Origin of the sequence: Chitinophaga sp. CC14 (assembly GCF_048957795.1) — a bacterium.
Classification (GTDB): Bacteria; Bacteroidota; Bacteroidia; order Chitinophagales; family Chitinophagaceae; genus Chitinophaga; species Chitinophaga ginsengisegetis.
Map to the genome: position 1 here is coordinate 1,490,322 of NZ_JARBFY010000005.1, position 17,404 is coordinate 1,507,725.

Below are 17,404 nucleotides of genomic sequence, written 5' to 3' on the forward strand. Positions count from 1 at the left end.
TGAAGACGGTCGTGAAGGATACCTTTCCTTATCTACATACATCAATAGCAACCAGAAGGGTATCTCCCAGCCTTTATCAACAATAAAAATGGTAAAAGGTTTACTAAATTTTATCATTTGCAGCAGAATAACATATGTGACAACATAGGAATCCTATCTACATGGGGTTACAGCAGGTACAACAGCATCGCTGTAATAGCGCCAAACAAGGTATTGCCGAAATTCACCGTATCATTACCGATGATGTGTTTGCGTTCCAGTGTGGCGCCCAGCAGGGAGTCTGCCAGGTTACCGGCAATACCGGCAATGGCCACAAACCATACGGTTTCGTCCATACCAAAACAGATACCGTAAAGTAAAGCGAGGATGCCGGCGCCCGCAGCGCCCAGCAGGGTGCCTTCCAGGCTGACTACCCCATCCAGGCCCCTGGCCTCCTTTTTAAAGGTGAGGATATTATAAAAGTTGCGGCCGTATACCATGCCCAGTTCGGACGACAGCGTATCGGCAGTAGCCGCAGCCAGGCTGGCGGCCAGCATCATCTGGTACATATCGTCGATGTCGGGGCTTATGAGCGCCAGTAACGCCATGATAGCGGCCACTCCGCCATTGGCAAATACCTGACCGGCCGTGCGCTGTTCGGGATGGTTTTCTCCCGGAAAAATTTTCAGGTGCTTCTTATGCGAAGTGGCGGTTATGCCCATGATAAAAAATGCGCCGAGCAATAACAGTCCGCCGTAGCCGGTTCCGGCGGCTACCAGCAGGGCTACTGCCGCTGCCATTACGCCACCGCCCGGAGTGAGCTTACGTTTTTTTACACACAGTACCGCAATGGCAATAATTGCCACCAGTATAATAATCAGTTCGAAGAAAGAAGATAGTTGCATAACAAGCCGCAAAACTATACAAATATCCCGTTCCTGATTTTTTAAATGTAAAGGGCGGTCTTTTCTTTTATAAAGGCATGATGTACGCTCCAGCTATCCCATACCGCCTGTGCCCATTTTTTCATAGCGGCGTATAGTTCCTCTTCCGTGGTGGCTTTGAGTACATCCTGTACGGTGAGAGCGCCGGTGGTGGCGGGCGGTTCCAGCTTCTCCCAGGATTGTTTGGGGATAATGCTGTGCACATGCTGTACCTGCCGCCCGGTATAATTCTTTTCCAGTGCAAGATACAACCCTATCAATGCGTAGGCGGTGATGATGTTCCGGCTCACGCCACCGGCATGCTGGGCGCCGTAGGCATCTACCGACAGCTGATGATGGAAATCCGGATGTTTAAAAGCAAAGGTACGGTCGGCAAGCTGATTGAAGAGGTCCAGGCATTCACCGGATGCATTATATCTTTCGGAGGGGGCCAATTGCTGGTATGCAAGATGTAGTTTACAGCCCGGGCAAATGATGTTGTTTTCTGTCATGTGCTGCTGAAATTAAATGCTGGTGTAAATACTAAAAATAAGGATTTTACACCAGCATTCTTTCAGCGGTTATTATTTCGCATACCAATCACGCAGTCTTACTTCAATTCCTTTATTACCTGCGTCTACCAGGCTTTTGAACTTATTTACATCGGCGAGTCCGCCTTTACCGCGGTAATGATAAGGATATACTATTTTTGGAGCAAAGGCCAGTACGGCATCTGCCGCTTCCGTTACATCCATTGTATATGGCAGGTTCATGCAAACAAAAGCTACATCAATATTTTTCAGCGTCCTCATTTCCGGAATGCCCTGGGTATCACCGGAGATATAGACAGACTTACCCCCTACCTTCAGCACATATCCATTACCCCTGCCTTTGGTATGCATAGCGGTGGCGCTTTCCGGCAGGTTGTACATGGGAATGGCGTTGATGGAAATTCCTTCCACGGTTTTGGATTCGCCGTTTTTCAGGGTGATGACCTGGCTGGCAGGTATGCCTTCCAGTTTCGCTGTTACCACTGCCGGGGCAACAATAATTGTATGAGCCGTTTTAACAGCATTGATGGTAGCCGGGTCAAAGTGATCGCCATGAATATCCGTTACCAGGATGATATCCGGCGCTGCCAGTCCTTTATGTGGCTCCGCTCCACCGGCAGGGTCCACATAAATGGTTTTGCCTGCCACCGACAACAGGAGGTCGGCGTGGTTAATGGGCTGGATAGTAAGATTGCCTTTGGAGGTGGAGATCACATCCGGTGTAACTCTCTGCGCAATGGCATTGCCTGTGGCCAAAAGTACCAGGAGGGCAAGGAAACAGTTTCTCATAATTGCTGATTAATGTGATCGTAAAGTTAAACAATTCCGGCGCTGCTTCTTCTTAAAAATACTACTTTCGTGCTCTTTGCAAAGCACTTAAACAGATGGGATTCCGGCTTATATTTCTTTTACTGGTTATTTTCTCGCCCCGCTTACAGGCACAATCGGACAGCAGCCTGCCCGTTGTGACAGACAGCAGCCATCCGGCTATTAAAGCCAGCGACACCTTAATACGGTACCGCATAAACGGCGTTTACCTGGGCAGTATCTGGCAGGACCTGAAATATACGGTAGCCCGGCCTGCCCACTGGGAGAAAAGAGATTACATCCGGCTGGGTGTGATAACCGGGGTAACCGGTATCCTGCTGGGAGGGGATTATGGTGTGAAACAGTTTTTTGTGCGTCACCAGTCGAATTTTGTTACCAGCGTAACAGACCAGATAGAACCCTTTGGCAATGCCTATTCCCCGTATCTTGTAGCCGGCATGTATGTGGTGGGCGTGATTGCAAAAGACCGCAACCTGGAACACGGCGGACTGATGGCTGCCAAATCGCTCATCATTTCCACCGCCATTTACGCTACCCTTAAAAGTATTGTGAGACGCGGACGCCCTACCTATTACGACTCCCCGTTTAGTTTCAATGCTCCCTTCAGCAAAGATAAACAGCATACTTCTTTCCCATCAGGACATAGCCTTACCGTGATGACAGTAGCCACCGCTTTCGCGGAGCTGTACGGAAAAGATCATCCGTGGGTGCCGTGGGTGTCCTATGGCATTGCCGGGCTTACCGGCGCCACCCGCCTGTATGAAAACCGGCACTGGAGCAGCGATGTGTGGGTAGGTCTGGCACTGGGACATTTTGTAACCAAAAGCGTTTTCCGGCATCACCGGGAACTGGAGCATAAAAAAGCCATGCAACTCATGATGGCCCCCTGATCTGAAACCTGCAGGAATTAGAAATAAATAGCTAATTTAGCAGCGCCTATAACGCTATGTCATATATGAGTATTCCCTGCTTCCGGCCCGCTGCGCGGATTTGTATTGTTTGCATTGCCTGTTTTATTTATTTCACCCCTACTGTGAGCGCACAGTTAAACGTATTCAGTCCCGCCAGTCCGGACGAACGCCTGCTAACCAGCCTGGAACAACAGTTTGAAGCCGGCTACAAAGCCAGGCTGGCTGCCTTCCCATCCAAATACAAAAAAGAATTCCAGGCTATTTACGATCAGCGCTGGGAAAATATCAAGTCCAAATTCGACAAAAAAGAAATCTATACGGCCACCGGTGCCAAACAATATCTTGATAAGTTATTACAGGAAATTGTGCAGGCAAACCCGTTACTACAACATCAAAAAATATACTGCTACTTTTCAAGATCGGCCGTTCCCAATGCCAGCTATATCGGCGAAGGCATTATCCTGTTTAACATGGGCCTGTTTAAGCAACTGGAAAACGAGAGCCAGGCAGCTTTTGTATTGTGTCATGAACTGGCGCATTACTACCTCCAGCATAGTGAAAACGGCATTGCCCGTTATGTAAATACCATGAACGGGAAAGATATGCAGCAGGAGCTGCGTAAGATCAAAGCCACGGAATATGGCAAGCGGGAGCAACTGGAAAAACTGATCAGGGGCGTTACATTTAACAGCCGCCGGCACAGCCGGGACCATGAATCGCAGGCCGATTCTATGGGGCTGGTATTCCTGCAACGCACCCGCTTCAGCGTGAATGGCGCGCTAACTGTAATGGCCCTGCTGGATACGGTAGACATAGATACCATGAATACCGCCGCCAGGTTACAACAACTATTTAACGCCAAAGCATATCCCTTCCGCAAAAGGTGGACAGCCAAACGGGAAGGACTACTCGGCGGACACGCGCAGCTGGAAAAAGACCAGGAGATGGAAGATTCTCTCAAAACACATCCTGATTGCAAACAACGTATAAAGCTACTGGAAGCAATGACAGGCGCCGGTCAAAGGAACAATACCGCGCTGAATATTATTGACAAAGCCACTTTTGATTCCCTGCGGCATGCTTTTAAATATGAAGTGATCAGTTATGCATTTGAAAACGACCAGTATTCGAGGAGCTTATATTATGCGATTTCCCTGTTACAGGAATATCCCGGTGATCCTTTCCTGGTAACTCATATCGGGAAAGTACTGAACAGTTGTTATGATGCACAGAAAGCGCATACCCTGGGGAAGCTCGCCGACCTGCCATCACCGGTTTACACCGATAATTACAATGTGTTGCTGCAGATGATCCAAAACCTGCACCTGGATGAATACCCGGCCATCAGCTTTTATTACCTGGAAGCATATCAGCCGAAACTGAATACCTATACCGCTTTTATGCGGGAGTTTAATAAATCGCGTCAGTTAATCCAATAATAAAAATTAACGCCCTAATACCTAAACATCATGTACAAAAAAATGTTCGCAGTAGTACTGCTCTTTCTCTCTGGCTGGTCTGCATTGAAGGCGCAGGGTAAGTTATCTATCGACAATGTGTATTCCGCTTATTTGCGTAACAGCGGTACCATTATGGAGAAGCAACAGATCAAAGGATACTTCTTTTTTTATCTGAGTGATAAAGTAGATAGAAAAACCAATGAATATACTTTGCAGATCCTGGACGAGAATCTCAATAAAGTAAAAGATATCAAGTTCGAGGATAACAAAAAGGTGAATCTCCTGGAAGCGGCATACAATGGTAACAGTCTCTCTTTTCTTTTCCAGGATGAAAAGGAAAGAAAACTCACGATGAAGATATATTCTATGGAAGGTAAGCTGCTCCGTACCTATATCAATGAATACAGCCGTAAAACGGAGGAGTTCATGAAGATGTACAACAAAGACCGTGCAGATAATGAAGCTACCAACCAGCATGTATTTGATGTGGGAGAAAAAGGGTTTGTATCTGTAATGCCGGTGAAAGACGGAAAAGATTATACCTATGAAATGGATTTCTACGGATCCCAGAAAAAAGCTTACTGGAAGTACATCCCGGATGACAAAAACCGGTTTGCCATGGCAGAATACCTGGGTAATACCGATAGTCTTATTATCCTGCAGGTACTGAGCAGAAGACGCCTGATCAGCAATGCCATGAAACCACACCTGGTAGGTATCAACTTTATTACTAAAAAAGTGGCATTTGATCTTGAGGGAGATGAAGATGAAGACGAATACCGCATACTCCCTACCAGCATCAAACGTAAAAGCGATGGTACCTTCCTGGTAATGGGGCCTTATTGCGATAAGGATGCGAACCCGGTAAAGTCCGCCAGCAAAGGGCTTGCTGTTTATGAAATGAATACAGCAGGAAAAATTCTCTCCAGAAAATACAACAGCTGGGAAACTGATTTTGCCAAATACCTTCACACTTCCGGCAAAGGAAAAATAGATGAAATAGGTTATCTCTGTATTCATAACCTCATTCTTTCAGCGGATGGCAAACTAACGGTAGTAGGCGAAGGCTATAAAAGGCAGGTTAGCGCCGGCGGTACAGCCCTGAAGGCATTAAGCATTGCAGCGGGAGGAGTTGATGCATTTAATGCTACAAAAATCACCATCACCGATATGGTGGTCATGACATTTGATGAACATTTTAATATAACCGGCGCCCAGATATTTAATAAAACAAATAACACCGCCGCTACCCCACCAGGTATAGATTATGTAAGCCAGCATATAATTGCACTGGCGCTCAAAAGCACTGGCGCTTTTGATTATGATTTTACTACCGGTGATGAAGATAACGAAACGTTCTCTATCTGTTACAGTGATTATGAAAGAACCGGTGATTACAAGGGACAAACGTTCAATACCATCCATTATAACGGCAGTAAATTCACGCAGGATAAGATCAAGTTAAAATCCAACGCCAGCAAGCTGAAAATATTCCCTGCAAAGCCTGGCTCTGTAATGATCCTGGAATATTTTAAGAAAGAAAAACGTATTGATGTACACCTGGAAAAGATCAGTTAACAATACATTCATCTTAATGAAAAAGCAGCGAAGAAAACCTTCGCTGCTTTTTCATTTCCAGCAAGATTAATTCGCTGTATTACCATTATACTGGTCCAGCAGCTGCGCCAATGCGTTTACTTTATCAGGATATTCCTGCGCGACGTTAGTACGTTCCCGTACGTCAGACCCAAGATTAAACAGCTCTATATTTTTAGTGCCTGTTTTAGCATCGGTGGTTCTGCGCAGCTTCCAGTCGCCCACACGGATGGCTTCCGGTGTACCGTTGTTCACGTAGTAAATAGGAGCATGAACGATGTGTTCCTTTTTACCGGTGAGCAGATCCAGCACTGATTCCCCATCCAGTTTCCTGCCGGCAGGAAGCGGCGCATTTACCCAGGCTGCCAGTGTAGGGAGTACGTCCATGCTGGTGAAAGCATCCGTGATAGTTTTGTGGGCCGGTACATGGTTTTTCCAGTACACGATAAACGGAACGCGGTGACCGCCTTCATAGGTTTCTCCTTTCTTTCCACGGAAAATACCCGTGCTGCCCACATCCCAGGGCTTGATCACATTATCGGCCGACATACGCGCCGGAAAATCTATCCAGGGACCGTTGTCACTGCTGAAAATGAAAATGGTGTTATCCGCCAGACCCTGCTGCTCTACTGCTTTCCAGAGGTCTGCCAGGTTGGCGTCTATCTCTTCTATCACATCGCCATACAAACCGCCTGGCGACTGCCCCCTGAATTTTTTAGAAGCGGCCACCGGCAGGTGCGGCATGTTATGCGCCAGGTACAGGAAAAAAGGTTTGTCCTTTTTCTGTTGCTTCACATACTTAATCGCCTCTTTTGTGTATAACTCCGTGAGGGAAGTATCCGCGGGGCGGAAGATTTCCGGTGTTCTGTCGCGGTAAATTTTCAGCACGGTATCCGTTTTCACGTAAGGGAAGCGGTAATCGTGGCTGTACAATAAACCAAAGTAATGATCAAAGCCCTGCGCAACCGGGAAGTTATACGGCTGGATATCGCCCAGGTGCCACTTGCCTATCATGCAGGTATTATACCCCACTCTTTTCAGCATTTCAGCAATCGTAACATCTTCATCCGGCAGCCCGATCTTATATCCCGGAGGTATCGGGAAATTAAGCTGGGAGCGGGTTGGATAGCGGCCCGTTAACAGGCTTACCCTGGAAGGCGTGCAGGATGGAGAGGTAACCATATACCCGGTGGACTTTACTCCCTGCTCCGCCACATGATCCAGGAAAGGCGTACGGATCTGCGGGTTGCCATAACAACCCAGGTCGCTGTATCCCATATCATCGGTTAATACGAAGATGATATTGGGTCGCTGCTGTGCATACACGGCAGGTGCCATGCCAAAGGAAAGCGCCGCCAGTAAACAAAAAATATATCGCTTCATAAACAAAAATTACCAGTTTGGATTTTGTGATAATGCCGGGTCCAGGTCACGCTCTTTCTGCGGCACCGGCCAAAGATAGTGTCTCGACTTATCAAATGCACGATTAAAGGATACTACCTGCACGACTGTACGTTGACCATTATTATTCCAGGTAATGCCATATACCGGGCCGGTCATTACCTGCTCCGCTGTTTTCCAGCGGCGGATATCGTAGAGGCGCAGTCCTTCAAAGGCCAGTTCCACAGTACGTTCGTACCTTACCGCATCGCGCAGCTGGGCCTGGGTAAGGCCGGCAGGCAATGCGGGCATGTTTACATCTGCCCGCTGACGAACCGTGTTGATGGCGTTGTACACGCTCTGGTCCAGCTGATTCAGTTCTATTTTTGCTTCTGCGTATGTAAGCAATACTTCCGCATAACGCAGCAGGATCATATTGATGCCGCAGTTTGTTGGATTGGCATAGTCTTCCGGGTTGATGTATTTTTTCAGGTTATACCCGGTAGTGGAAGCGATGTAGGTGCTGCCGATAGCGTCTGCCGTACCGCTGTTGGGAGCGGGATGAAACACTGCACCGGAGGGAAGTACATCGCCATCTACAAACAGGCTGTACCTGAGGCGGGGATCCCTGTTATCATAGGGATGGTCCTCATCAAAAGTACTGCCCGGTGCATGGATGGCTTTGCCGTCTTTCATCTGGTAAGTATCTGCCAGTACTTTGGTGGGCACATAGGAGCTGTTGCCGTTCTTCTGGCTGTAGGGCGCCATCATGCTGAACACGTTGTTGGGGTAATTGTCTTTAATAAACTGTTTATCAAGGATCACTTCTTTGTTATTCTCCGCCGCATAGGTGAATAATTTCTGATAAGAATCATACAGCGTATAGCCAAGACCGTTTACTTCCGTTGCTGCAGCTACAGCCAGCTGATAGCGGCCGGCGAACAGGTCGGCACGGGCTTTCAGCGCCCAGGCAGCGCCGCGGGCAATGCGGCCTTTATCGGCTGCACTGGAATAAGTGGCCGGTAACAGTGTAGCCGCTTCCGTTAGTTCCTTGTCAATAAAATCGTAGATCTGTGCTACCGGTGTTCTTTGCAGGGCCCGTGCCTGTTCCAGGGTAATAGAAGTGGTAACCAGTGGTACATCTCCATATAAACCTGCCAGTTTAATATACTGGTAAGCCCGCAGTGTTTTTGCTTCCCCCTTGAACTGGTTGATCAGCGCCGGGGTGGAGGAAGTTACCTTATCCACATTCTCCAGGAAATAGTTGGCAGCATGGATACCTTTGTAGGCGTTCTTCCATTCGCCATATACTTTGGCGCTGGACTGATCATAGGTACCCAGTTCAATATACGCCTGCACATCAAAGTTCTGGTTGGTATGCCCGATATCGGTGAGCGCATCCAGCGAGAGGATGTTGGTGCTGTCGAGATCGAGATACAATGCGTTTACTGCAAGCTTGGCATCGGCTTCTGTTTTCCAGAATACATTTACCGCAAGACGGTCTGTAGGCGCGGTATCCAGCAGGTCTTTATTGCAGGAGGCCAGCAGGATAACCAGGAAAAGATAAATACTTTTATGGATTAAGTTCATAACAATTCGTTTTTTGCAACATTAAAACTGCAGGTTAAGTCCAACAGTGAACAAGGAGGTTTGCGGATAGTATACCGCCCTGCCGGATTCCGCTTCCGGATCGAGGTTCCATTCATTGAGTTTGGAAATCGTGAACAGGTTGGTAGCGGATACGTATACCGTAGACTTGCTGATGAGCGCTTTTTTGGTGATGTATTCCGGCAGGTGATACGACAGCTGGATATTTTTCAGACGGATGTAAGAACCGTCGATTACCAGCCGGTCTGATGTAGCTACGTTACGCAGATCGTATTTAACAGGACGCGGGAAACGGGCATTGGTATGCTCCGGCGTCCAGTAGTTGTTTGCATAGATCTCGTGCGTAAAGCCTTCCTGGTTGCCCATTTCCGCCAGTGCACCGGATAAGCGGGTATCTACTTTTGCCGCGCCCTGGATCAGGATATTCAGTTCAAATTCTTTGTATTGAAGTCCTGCGTTCAGCCCGAAAGTATATTTCGGAAAAGAAAGACCGATGTTCGTCATATCGTTGGCATCAATTTTACCATCGTTATTGCGGTCTACATACTTCACATCACCGGGTTTGGTGTTAGATGCCAGTGTGGGATACTTACTGATTTCCTCCACGGTCTGAAACAGGCCATCCGTCTGGTATCCCCAGAGGGTGTTGATCGGCAATCCTGTTTTGATGATATAACGGGGATCAATATCCGAACCGGTGATATAAGGGCCGGTGCCTTTCAGGTCTGTTACTTTATTTTCATTGTAACTGAAATTAGCACCGATGGTATAGCGGAAATGGCCGCTTTGTTTACTATTGTAGTTCACCGCTATTTCCACGCCTTTATTCTCTACTGAGCCTGCATTTTGCGGAGGAGCATTCAAACCAACAGTAGCCGGAATGTCGAGATTGAGCAGGATATCAGAAGTAAGTTTGCGGTAATAATCGGCGGTTACATTTAGTCGCCTGTCGAGGAAAGCTGCATCCAGACCAAGATCCAGCTGGGTTGTACTTTCCCAGCCGAGATCTGTGTTGGCCAGTGTGGTTTGGCGGTAACCCGGTACCGGCACGCCGTTGAAGGTGTAGCTGGTGGCGGTGAGTGCGTCGTAATAGCTGTACAGGTCTACCGACTGGTTACCGGTTTTACCGTAGGAGCCTCTTAGTTTCAAATCGTTTACGATGGGTAGCAGTGGTGCAAAGAATTGTTCCTTTGCAATGCGCCATCCGGCGGAGAAGGATGGGAAGAAGCTGTAACGTTTGCCATCCGCAAAGCGGGAGGAGCCATCGTAGCGGCCATTTACTTCCAGCAGGTATTTGCCTGCATAGGCGTAGTTGATTCTGCCAAAATAGGAACGCAGGCCGTATTCCGCATCGCTGCCGCTGTTACTTTTGGTGCCGTCGTTGGCGCCCTGTCCAATGGAGGTAATATCGTTATTATAAAATCTTTCGCGGTAGGCCGTGAGGAAAGTTTGTTTATTATCTATCTGTGAATAACCGGCCAGTGCTTTCAGGTCGTGTTTACCAAACGAGTGTTCGTAGGTGAGGAGGTTATTCCAGGTGTATTCCCGCAGGGTGTTGCGCACTTCTGTTAAACTGTTGTTGGCTACCGTTTTGGTGATGTTGGTATTTTTATCGGTATTGGTGTAAGAATTGGTAAAATTCTTTTGTTGCGTGTACATCACGCGGGTACCGAATTGTGAGGAAAAGCGGAGTCCTGGCAGCAGGTCCACATCTCCCCTTACATTACCTAAAAAATAATCGATTCCCTGTTTTGATAATCCACCGATTTCGTCAAACATCAGCGGGTTGTTGCCTTGTGTGCTGAGGCCGTAGGTGCCATCGGGATATTTCGGAACCGCCCACAGCGAGCCATGAAACATATTATTAAAGGGTTCTACCGTTGGCTTCGTGTTGGTGTTATTGCGGTAGTTGATATCGCCGGCAAAATGTACACGGCTGTTGAGCGGACTGTAATCCGCGTTCATGCGTACTTCACTGAGCTTGTCGCTGTAATTTTCCACAATCCCCTGCTGGTCCTGGTAACGTACGCTCATGCGTGTTTTCACCACTTCATTGCCACCGGACAGTGACAGCACATGGCTTTGCTGCGGTGAAGTTTTGAGCATGGTATTGAACCAGGTGTTGGGCATAGGATATTTATAACGGTCTGTTGCATTTACATACTGCTGGATGGATTCCTCTGAGAAGCGCGCCGGCACGGCTACTCCGGCGTTCGTATAGGCCACCACCTGTTCCCGCATATAGGATTCGATGTCCATCATTTGCGGTTTGTTCACACTTTTCTGCCAGGCATAGTACCCGTTGTAGTTCACGGTTAGTTTGCCTGATTTGCCTCTTTTTGTGGTGATGAGGATTACGCCGTTGGTAGCGCGCGAGCCGTATATGGCGGTGGAGGCGGCGTCTTTCAGCACGGAGAGCGACTCAATATCTTCCGGGTTGATATCCTGCATGCGTTGTTCAATTCCATCTATAATTACGAGTGCGTCGTTTTTACCGAGGTCGTAGCCGCTGGTGCTGCTGCTATTGATATTAAAGGTGGTGATCCCTCTTACGCGGATGGTGGCGTTGGATACGCCTGGAGCGCCGCCCCTGTCGAGCACCGTAACACCGGGAGCCAGGCCCTGTAATGCCTGCTGGATATTGGATACCGGGCGACGGGTGATATCTGCTCCTTTAATTTGTGCCACCGAATTGGTGAGATCACTTTTCTTCTGGGTACCATAACCTATCACCACTACTTCACCGAGGGCGGTTTCATCGTCGGCGAGCCGCAGATCCAGCTGCGATCTTCCGTTTACCGGCGCCTCCAGTTTTTTATACCCGATACCGGAAACCAGGAGGGTATCTCCGGGCGCTACGGAGAGCGAGAAGCGTCCTTCTGCATCCGTTACGGTTCCTTTACCGGAATGTTTTACCTGGATATTGATGCCCGGCAGTTTTTCGCCTTTGCCGGATCTTACCTGGCCGGCTGTTTTCAGCGTTTGCTGTGCCGTTGCAGCAAAAGTTAACAGCATGGCGATGCCATACATGAAAAGTGATAGCTTTTTCATTCAGTTATTTATATTAGTGTGTTAGCTCTTATCAGCCGGAAGTGATGTTGGTCCTATGTTTTTTTCATTGACAGCGACAAAAATATATGTTATAGTCTACAAATCCTATAGGGTATTTGTATTTTTTATAAAAGCAGACGTATTGTCAGTAGCAATGACGAGCTGTAGGAATTGTTTGGCAAATCCTTGCACCTGTTTTATCTTCCCTTAAATTTTCAATTTTCATGAAAAAGATTGTAGCAGCTCTCCTATCAGTATTTGCTTACAGCGTTTGTTTTTCCCAGGAAGATGGAACATGGGTTGAGCCCAGCAAAGAAAGCCAGGCTTATCACGAATACCGCCTGAAAATAAGCAGACCTCCGGATGGATTGGGAAAAGTACTGGCCCTGATTGCCAAAACCGGTGATGATGAAGACGAGAACACCTCTTTGCCTCCCAAAAAAGAATACATGGCTTTATCTATGCGGGAAAAGCTTACTTATCACCTGCTCCATGGAGAATCGTATAGCCAGAACTGTGATGCCATGCCACCGGTTCCGGATGAGCATAAAAAGATTTTCGCACAATTGCCGGACGCCTTCGGGGAATACAGCTGGAGCCAGCGTCAGCAGAATTTCATGAAGGCTAACCGCGACTCCGTCATTGCGTTAATGAGCGCTTCCATCCAGCGTAGTAACCGGGTTGGCGTTAACTATAAAAAGGCGATCATCGACATCAATGGCCGGGAAATGATTCCTTTGCTGATCAGCACCTATAACAGGGATCATAAGGATCATGATATCCTCACCCTGCTGATGATATTAATGAAGAATAATGAGTATGCGCCCTTTCTCTCCTCTGCTTCCTACAAAAAGCTGTACGCCGATGAAGAAACCAGTTACCAGGCATTCTTAAATTTCAATACCGCCAATGAAGCGTTGATCATTGAACGGGCTACTGCATTTTACAATGGGCTTCCTAAAAAAGGTTAGTATTGGGTTGCTGGTGCTGAGTGGCTATGCCAGCTCCGCGCAAACGCCGGGCGAATACGTATTGGTACCCGCCGGCACCTACCGCATAGGTGGGCCACAACATACGCTTAACCCGGAAAGACAAGCGAGGGTAGATAGTTTTAATATAGCCGTATATGAAACCACTAACCGGCAGTTTGCCGCGTTTGTGGCGGCCACCGGTTATGTAACCGATGCAGAGCAACGACACGATGCGCTGGTATTTGTACCGGGATTGCGGGAGTTTGAATGGAACAATGATTCTACCGCCTGCTGGCGTTTCCCCAATGGGGTGAGTGCCGGTGGCATTGAAAACAAAATGGAGCACCCGGTTACCTGTATCAGCTATAAAGACGCGCAGGCTTATTGCCACTGGGCAGGCGTAAGACTTCCAACGCTGGAAGAATGGGAAATTGCTTCGCGTGCCGGCGCCCGCACCACTTATTTTTTTGGAGATAAAAAAGCGCTCATCGGCCGCTATGCCAATATCTGGCATGGGAAAGACCACCTGCAGGCTGATAGTTCAGACGGATATATGTATACAGCGCCTGTTGGCAGCTTTCAACCCAATGCCTGGGGGTTGTATGATATGTATGGCAACGTTTTTGAATTCTGTTCCGGGCATATAAAGCCCGGTGAAAGCCCAACCTTGGCCCATGCCCGCGGCGGCTCATGGTGGTGCAGCCAACGCTCCTGTTCCTTCTTCAACTCCGTGGATATTGGGCGTGTTCACCAGCGGGCTTCTTTCAGCAACCAGGGTTTCCGGACGGTAAAATAATTATGGCTTCACTTCTACCGGCAGATCTGTTTTGATGGCTTTGGCCGTCATGCTTTGCAGCAACACTGCCGGTTTAAAAGGCACCTGCCACGCATTTCTATTCAGCTTTACGCCTTCACAGCCGGTGAGCCGGAACGCAGGCCGTGGTGCGCCCTGCGGCAAATAGTCTTTCATCCAGGAAATACGGTTACGGGTAAACGATAAGTTGCCTGTGCTGCGGGCAGTTAACACCGGGTAATCGTAAATCCTGAATTCATTATCTTCTATGCGGATGTTATGATGCACCATAAAGCCTTTGAACAGCTGGTGGTTTTCCGGTGCTATGGCAATCACATAATTATTATCGGGCGCCAGGTTATACCCGCAGCCTTCGAAGGTATTACCGGTGATCAGCACATCCTGTACCGGGCCGGATTCAAACCAGCTGGCGGCATCATCGGCGATGAGGATGGCATGCATACCTGTTCTGTAAAACCGGTTATGTTCTATCACTACTTTTTTACGGGTGGTTACCAGCAGTCCTCTTGTATTCACGGCTTCAAACAGGCAATTCCGTATCGTCAGCGACGGTGTCCAGGTGATGTTTTCGAGGCAGTCGCCGGCAACAATCCCTTCCGGCAGATCCGTGCTGAACGTCACTTCCATTTCCCTTTCATTGAGCATGCGCGCGGTGGTGACCCGCCCGTTTGCATATCCCTGCAACGTGGCAGCATGTACGAAACTGATACTGTCGCCCGCAAAGAAAGCCTGGAACCCATATGTCTGATGATGCATAAACCGCAGTTTCAGTACCCGTGGCGCCACTTTCTCCGTAATTACCAGGTGAGTGCCGTGTACATTCACCGGATCGTCGTGCAGACCCTTGAAATGCGAATCTGTAATGGTGATGTTTCCTTTGCAGCCGGAAAAGTGCATGCCATCTGCAAATGTGGCCATTACGCGACCACTCTTTTCACCGGGCATGATCTGTATATGGCTGTAGTGAAGATCTTCGGAGAACTGGGATACAATCCCGAGGCCATGCATGTAACGCATGTTAATATGCTCCAGCTGTACATTGCGGCAATGCTGAATAAAGGCGCCTACCTGGTCACGGATGCCATCCCTTACCGTAAGCACGTTGCCAGGCCTGCCTTTGAAGCCGGAGAAATCGCCGGTAAACTGTACGGTATTGGGAGCAATAGTAGTGGCCGTACTTTTTTGAAATGGCGTCCAGGAGGAATAAGTGTATACGCCTTTGACGGTATCTGCCAGCACTGCATGGAATATTTTCATGCCCCATTTAGGACCATACCATTCGAGGTGCTGGTCAATAATAGCATACTTTGATGCGGGATGCACAGCTGCAACTACCATTTGCGGCGTAACCGTTTTCAGCGTCATTTCCGACATGGAAGGGCGTTCCATATCCACAGTCACGTTGCGCATGGTGATGTTCTCACACCGGTCAAAAACCCAGGTGGTCATCTTTCCATGAAAAACAAATTCCGCTCCATTCCCTTCAATGGTAAGGTCTTTGAAGTTTTCAAAAAACAACCCGATGGTTTTTGTTTTCTCCGGCACTTCTGTTTCGCTGGAAGTGTTGGAAATAAAATATACTTTCTTCACGGCGCTGTCGGGGTAAAAATCGTAACGGCCGGGCGCAAACTCCAATATGGCGCCGGGTTTGTCCTTACACGCTGCAATTGCCTGCTGTACCCGCGTAGCGGCATCTGTGAAGGTATTGGGTGCAAGACCAAAACTATTTACGTGTATCCGTTCCTGTGCGGCAGCGGTGAAAGTAAAAACGATTCCTGTGCAGGTAAATATCTTTCTGAAAATATTCATTTGCTGATGATGATAAAAAATTCTTTACGTGGAAAGATGATGATACTGTTTTGCTGCAAACGCGTACTATTTTAAAGCCATTTTCTGCGCTGCTGCAGGTAAGAGGAAAGCTACTAAATATGCCGGTTATGAAGCAGATAATTTTCTGCTGCGCCAAACAAAAGTGGCGGAAAGGTGTTCATAAAGAAAAGGCATAATCATGAAAAAAGTATTGCTGTTTCTTTACTGCCTGTTTCCTTTGCTGATAAATGCACAGCAACAGGTGTTAATTAACAATGTGCAGCTGTTCAACGGGAAGGATAATAAAACCGAAACCGTTAATGTGCTGATCACCGGCAATGTGATTACCCGCATTTCCAAAGACCCGGTTGCTACCAATAAAAGCATGATGGTGACCATCATCGACGGGCAACAGCGGTTCCTGATGCCGGGCATGATAGATGCCCACTGGCACAGCTTCATGTGCGCCAATACCATGACGGATATGATGATGGGCGAACAGAGCTTTCTGTTTATCCGGGCAGCCAGAGAATCGGAACAAACCCTGTTGAGAGGCTTTACCGCTGTAAGGGATCTGGCCGGGCCGGTATTTGGCATTAAGCGCGCTATTGACCAGGGTCTGCAGCCTGGTCCCCGGATTTATGCCAGCGGCGCCATGATTTCCCAGACTGCGGGACATGGCGATTTCCGTTTACCTACAGATCCTCCCCGTATGTCGGCCCGGGAAATATCCAGACCGGAAGCGCTGGGCGTAGGCATTATTGCCGACGGCAGTGATGAAGTGCTGGTAGCCACCCGTGAACAGCTGCGGCATGGCGCATCACAAATAAAACTCGCAGCAGGCGGCGGAGTTGCCTCTCTTTATGATCCGCTGGAAGCGACCCAGTATTCCGTAGAGGAAATGAAAGCGGCAGTGCAGGCGGCGGCCGACTGGGGTACCTATGTTACTGTGCACGCCTATACGACAGCAGCCATTAAGCGGGCCGTTGCTGCCGGCGTGAAGTGTATTGACCACGGGCACCTGATGGATGAGGAATGTGTGAAACTCCTGGCCGATAAAGGCATCTGGCTAAGCATGCAGCCGTTTGGTGGCCCCAACAGCAATACCTACAGCGATCCCAAACAGGCGGCAGACAGCAAAATGGTAGGAGAAGGTACGGATCACATCTACCAGTGGGCAAAAAAATATAAAGTAAAGCTGGCCTGGGGAACAGACATGCTTTTTAACCCCGCGGCAACAAAAAACCAGAACCAGCAGGTAATCCGCATGAAAAACTGGTTCAGCAACTTCGAAATCCTTAAAATGATCACCAGTGATAATGCACAACTGCTGGCATTGTCCGGTCCGCGGAATCCTTACCCTGGTAAGCTTGGCGTACTGGAAGAAGGTGCGCTGGCAGATATGTTGCTGGTAGACGGCGACGTATTGAAGAACCTGGAGCTATTGGGCGATCCGGAGAAAAACCTCCTGCTTATCATTAAAGACGGGAAAATATTTAAGAACACCATTCCCCGTCCATGAT

Annotated in this window: 13 protein-coding genes; 6 read left to right on the top strand and 7 right to left on the bottom strand. The window is 48.4% G+C overall.

All coding sequences use genetic code 11. The features are described 5' to 3' along the window. Positions 1-167: 167 nt before the first annotated feature. The 3 genes from PV783_RS25585 to PV783_RS25595 form a co-directional block, all read right to left on the bottom strand. Positions 168-884 carry a DUF92 domain-containing protein gene (locus PV783_RS25585; protein WP_420990111.1) on the bottom strand — a complete coding sequence of 239 codons (717 nt, stop codon included), beginning with the start codon at positions 882-884 and terminating at the stop codon, positions 168-170. A gap of 41 nt (positions 885-925) precedes the next feature. Next, entirely contained in the window at positions 926-1,414 is a 489-nt protein-coding gene (locus PV783_RS25590; RefSeq protein WP_420990112.1) for a DUF5946 family protein, read from the bottom strand. Positions 1,415-1,486: 72 nt separating this feature from the next. After that, positions 1,487-2,242 carry an MBL fold metallo-hydrolase gene (locus PV783_RS25595; RefSeq protein WP_420990113.1) on the bottom strand — a complete coding sequence of 252 codons (756 nt, stop codon included), beginning with the start codon at positions 2,240-2,242 and terminating at the stop codon, positions 1,487-1,489. A 95-nt stretch (positions 2,243-2,337) separates the two neighbouring features. Here PV783_RS25595 and PV783_RS25600 point away from each other — a divergent pair, with 95 nt between their 5' ends. From PV783_RS25600 to PV783_RS25610, 3 genes are all read left to right on the top strand, one after another. Continuing rightward, positions 2,338-3,171: a phosphatase PAP2 family protein gene (locus PV783_RS25600; RefSeq protein WP_420990114.1), complete on the top strand. Its 834-nt coding sequence runs from the start codon at positions 2,338-2,340 to the stop codon at positions 3,169-3,171. A gap of 65 nt (positions 3,172-3,236) precedes the next feature. After that, complete coding sequence (locus PV783_RS25605; protein ID WP_420990115.1) at positions 3,237-4,631, top strand: M48 family metallopeptidase; 1,395 nt, start codon at positions 3,237-3,239, stop codon at positions 4,629-4,631. 30 nt (positions 4,632-4,661) lie between these two features. After that, complete coding sequence (locus tag PV783_RS25610; protein ID WP_420990116.1) at positions 4,662-6,230, top strand: DUF6770 family protein; 1,569 nt, start codon at positions 4,662-4,664, stop codon at positions 6,228-6,230. A gap of 66 nt (positions 6,231-6,296) precedes the next feature. On the opposite strand, the gene PV783_RS25615 is transcribed toward PV783_RS25610, so the two are convergent. From PV783_RS25615 to PV783_RS25625, 3 genes are read right to left on the bottom strand one after another with little or no spacing between them, the layout of a single operon-like run. Beyond that, entirely contained in the window at positions 6,297-7,631 is a 1,335-nt protein-coding gene (locus tag PV783_RS25615; protein ID WP_420990117.1) for a sulfatase, read from the bottom strand. A 9-nt stretch (positions 7,632-7,640) separates the two neighbouring features. Further along, positions 7,641-9,218: a RagB/SusD family nutrient uptake outer membrane protein gene (locus PV783_RS25620; RefSeq protein ID WP_420990118.1), complete on the bottom strand. Its 1,578-nt coding sequence runs from the start codon at positions 9,216-9,218 to the stop codon at positions 7,641-7,643. A 21-nt stretch (positions 9,219-9,239) separates the two neighbouring features. Continuing rightward, positions 9,240-12,287: a SusC/RagA family TonB-linked outer membrane protein gene (locus PV783_RS25625; protein WP_420990119.1), complete on the bottom strand. Its 3,048-nt coding sequence runs from the start codon at positions 12,285-12,287 to the stop codon at positions 9,240-9,242. 224 nt (positions 12,288-12,511) lie between these two features. Between PV783_RS25625 and PV783_RS25630 the strand changes: the two genes are divergently transcribed. Both PV783_RS25630 and PV783_RS25635 read left to right on the top strand, forming a co-directional pair. Continuing rightward, positions 12,512-13,258, top strand: coding sequence for a hypothetical protein (locus PV783_RS25630; protein WP_420990120.1), 747 nt, complete (start codon positions 12,512-12,514; stop codon positions 13,256-13,258). Continuing rightward, complete coding sequence (locus PV783_RS25635; RefSeq protein ID WP_420990121.1) at positions 13,236-14,054, top strand: SUMF1/EgtB/PvdO family nonheme iron enzyme; 819 nt, start codon at positions 13,236-13,238, stop codon at positions 14,052-14,054. Before PV783_RS25630 ends, PV783_RS25635 begins: the two co-directional genes overlap by 23 nt. On the opposite strand, the gene PV783_RS25640 is transcribed toward PV783_RS25635, so the two are convergent. Further along, positions 14,055-15,881 carry a right-handed parallel beta-helix repeat-containing protein gene (locus tag PV783_RS25640; protein ID WP_420990122.1) on the bottom strand — a complete coding sequence of 609 codons (1,827 nt, stop codon included), beginning with the start codon at positions 15,879-15,881 and terminating at the stop codon, positions 14,055-14,057. It lies immediately after the preceding gene. Between the two features lie 199 nt (positions 15,882-16,080). On the opposite strand from PV783_RS25640, the gene PV783_RS25645 reads away from it, so the two are divergent. After that, on the top strand, positions 16,081-17,403 hold the full coding sequence (locus tag PV783_RS25645) for an amidohydrolase family protein (protein WP_420990123.1): 1,323 nt from the start codon (positions 16,081-16,083) through the stop codon (positions 17,401-17,403). Position 17,404 lies beyond the last annotated feature (1 nt).

Coding starts and splice junctions, on each gene's coding strand:
- PV783_RS25585 (WP_420990111.1), bottom strand. CDS start 884: ATGCAACTATCTTCTTTCTTCGAACTGATTATTATACTGGTGGCAATT.
- PV783_RS25620 (WP_420990118.1), bottom strand. CDS start 9,218: ATGAACTTAATCCATAAAAGTATTTATCTTTTCCTGGTTATCCTGCTG.
- PV783_RS25635 (WP_420990121.1), top strand. CDS start 13,236: ATGGGCTTCCTAAAAAAGGTTAGTATTGGGTTGCTGGTGCTGAGTGGC.
- PV783_RS25600 (WP_420990114.1), top strand. CDS start 2,338: ATGGGATTCCGGCTTATATTTCTTTTACTGGTTATTTTCTCGCCCCGC.
- PV783_RS25590 (WP_420990112.1), bottom strand. CDS start 1,414: ATGACAGAAAACAACATCATTTGCCCGGGCTGTAAACTACATCTTGCA.
- PV783_RS25595 (WP_420990113.1), bottom strand. CDS start 2,242: ATGAGAAACTGTTTCCTTGCCCTCCTGGTACTTTTGGCCACAGGCAAT.
- PV783_RS25645 (WP_420990123.1), top strand. CDS start 16,081: ATGAAAAAAGTATTGCTGTTTCTTTACTGCCTGTTTCCTTTGCTGATA.
- PV783_RS25610 (WP_420990116.1), top strand. CDS start 4,662: ATGTACAAAAAAATGTTCGCAGTAGTACTGCTCTTTCTCTCTGGCTGG.
- PV783_RS25630 (WP_420990120.1), top strand. CDS start 12,512: ATGAAAAAGATTGTAGCAGCTCTCCTATCAGTATTTGCTTACAGCGTT.
- PV783_RS25625 (WP_420990119.1), bottom strand. CDS start 12,287: ATGAAAAAGCTATCACTTTTCATGTATGGCATCGCCATGCTGTTAACT.
- PV783_RS25615 (WP_420990117.1), bottom strand. CDS start 7,631: ATGAAGCGATATATTTTTTGTTTACTGGCGGCGCTTTCCTTTGGCATG.
- PV783_RS25605 (WP_420990115.1), top strand. CDS start 3,237: ATGAGTATTCCCTGCTTCCGGCCCGCTGCGCGGATTTGTATTGTTTGC.
- PV783_RS25640 (WP_420990122.1), bottom strand. CDS start 15,881: ATGAATATTTTCAGAAAGATATTTACCTGCACAGGAATCGTTTTTACT.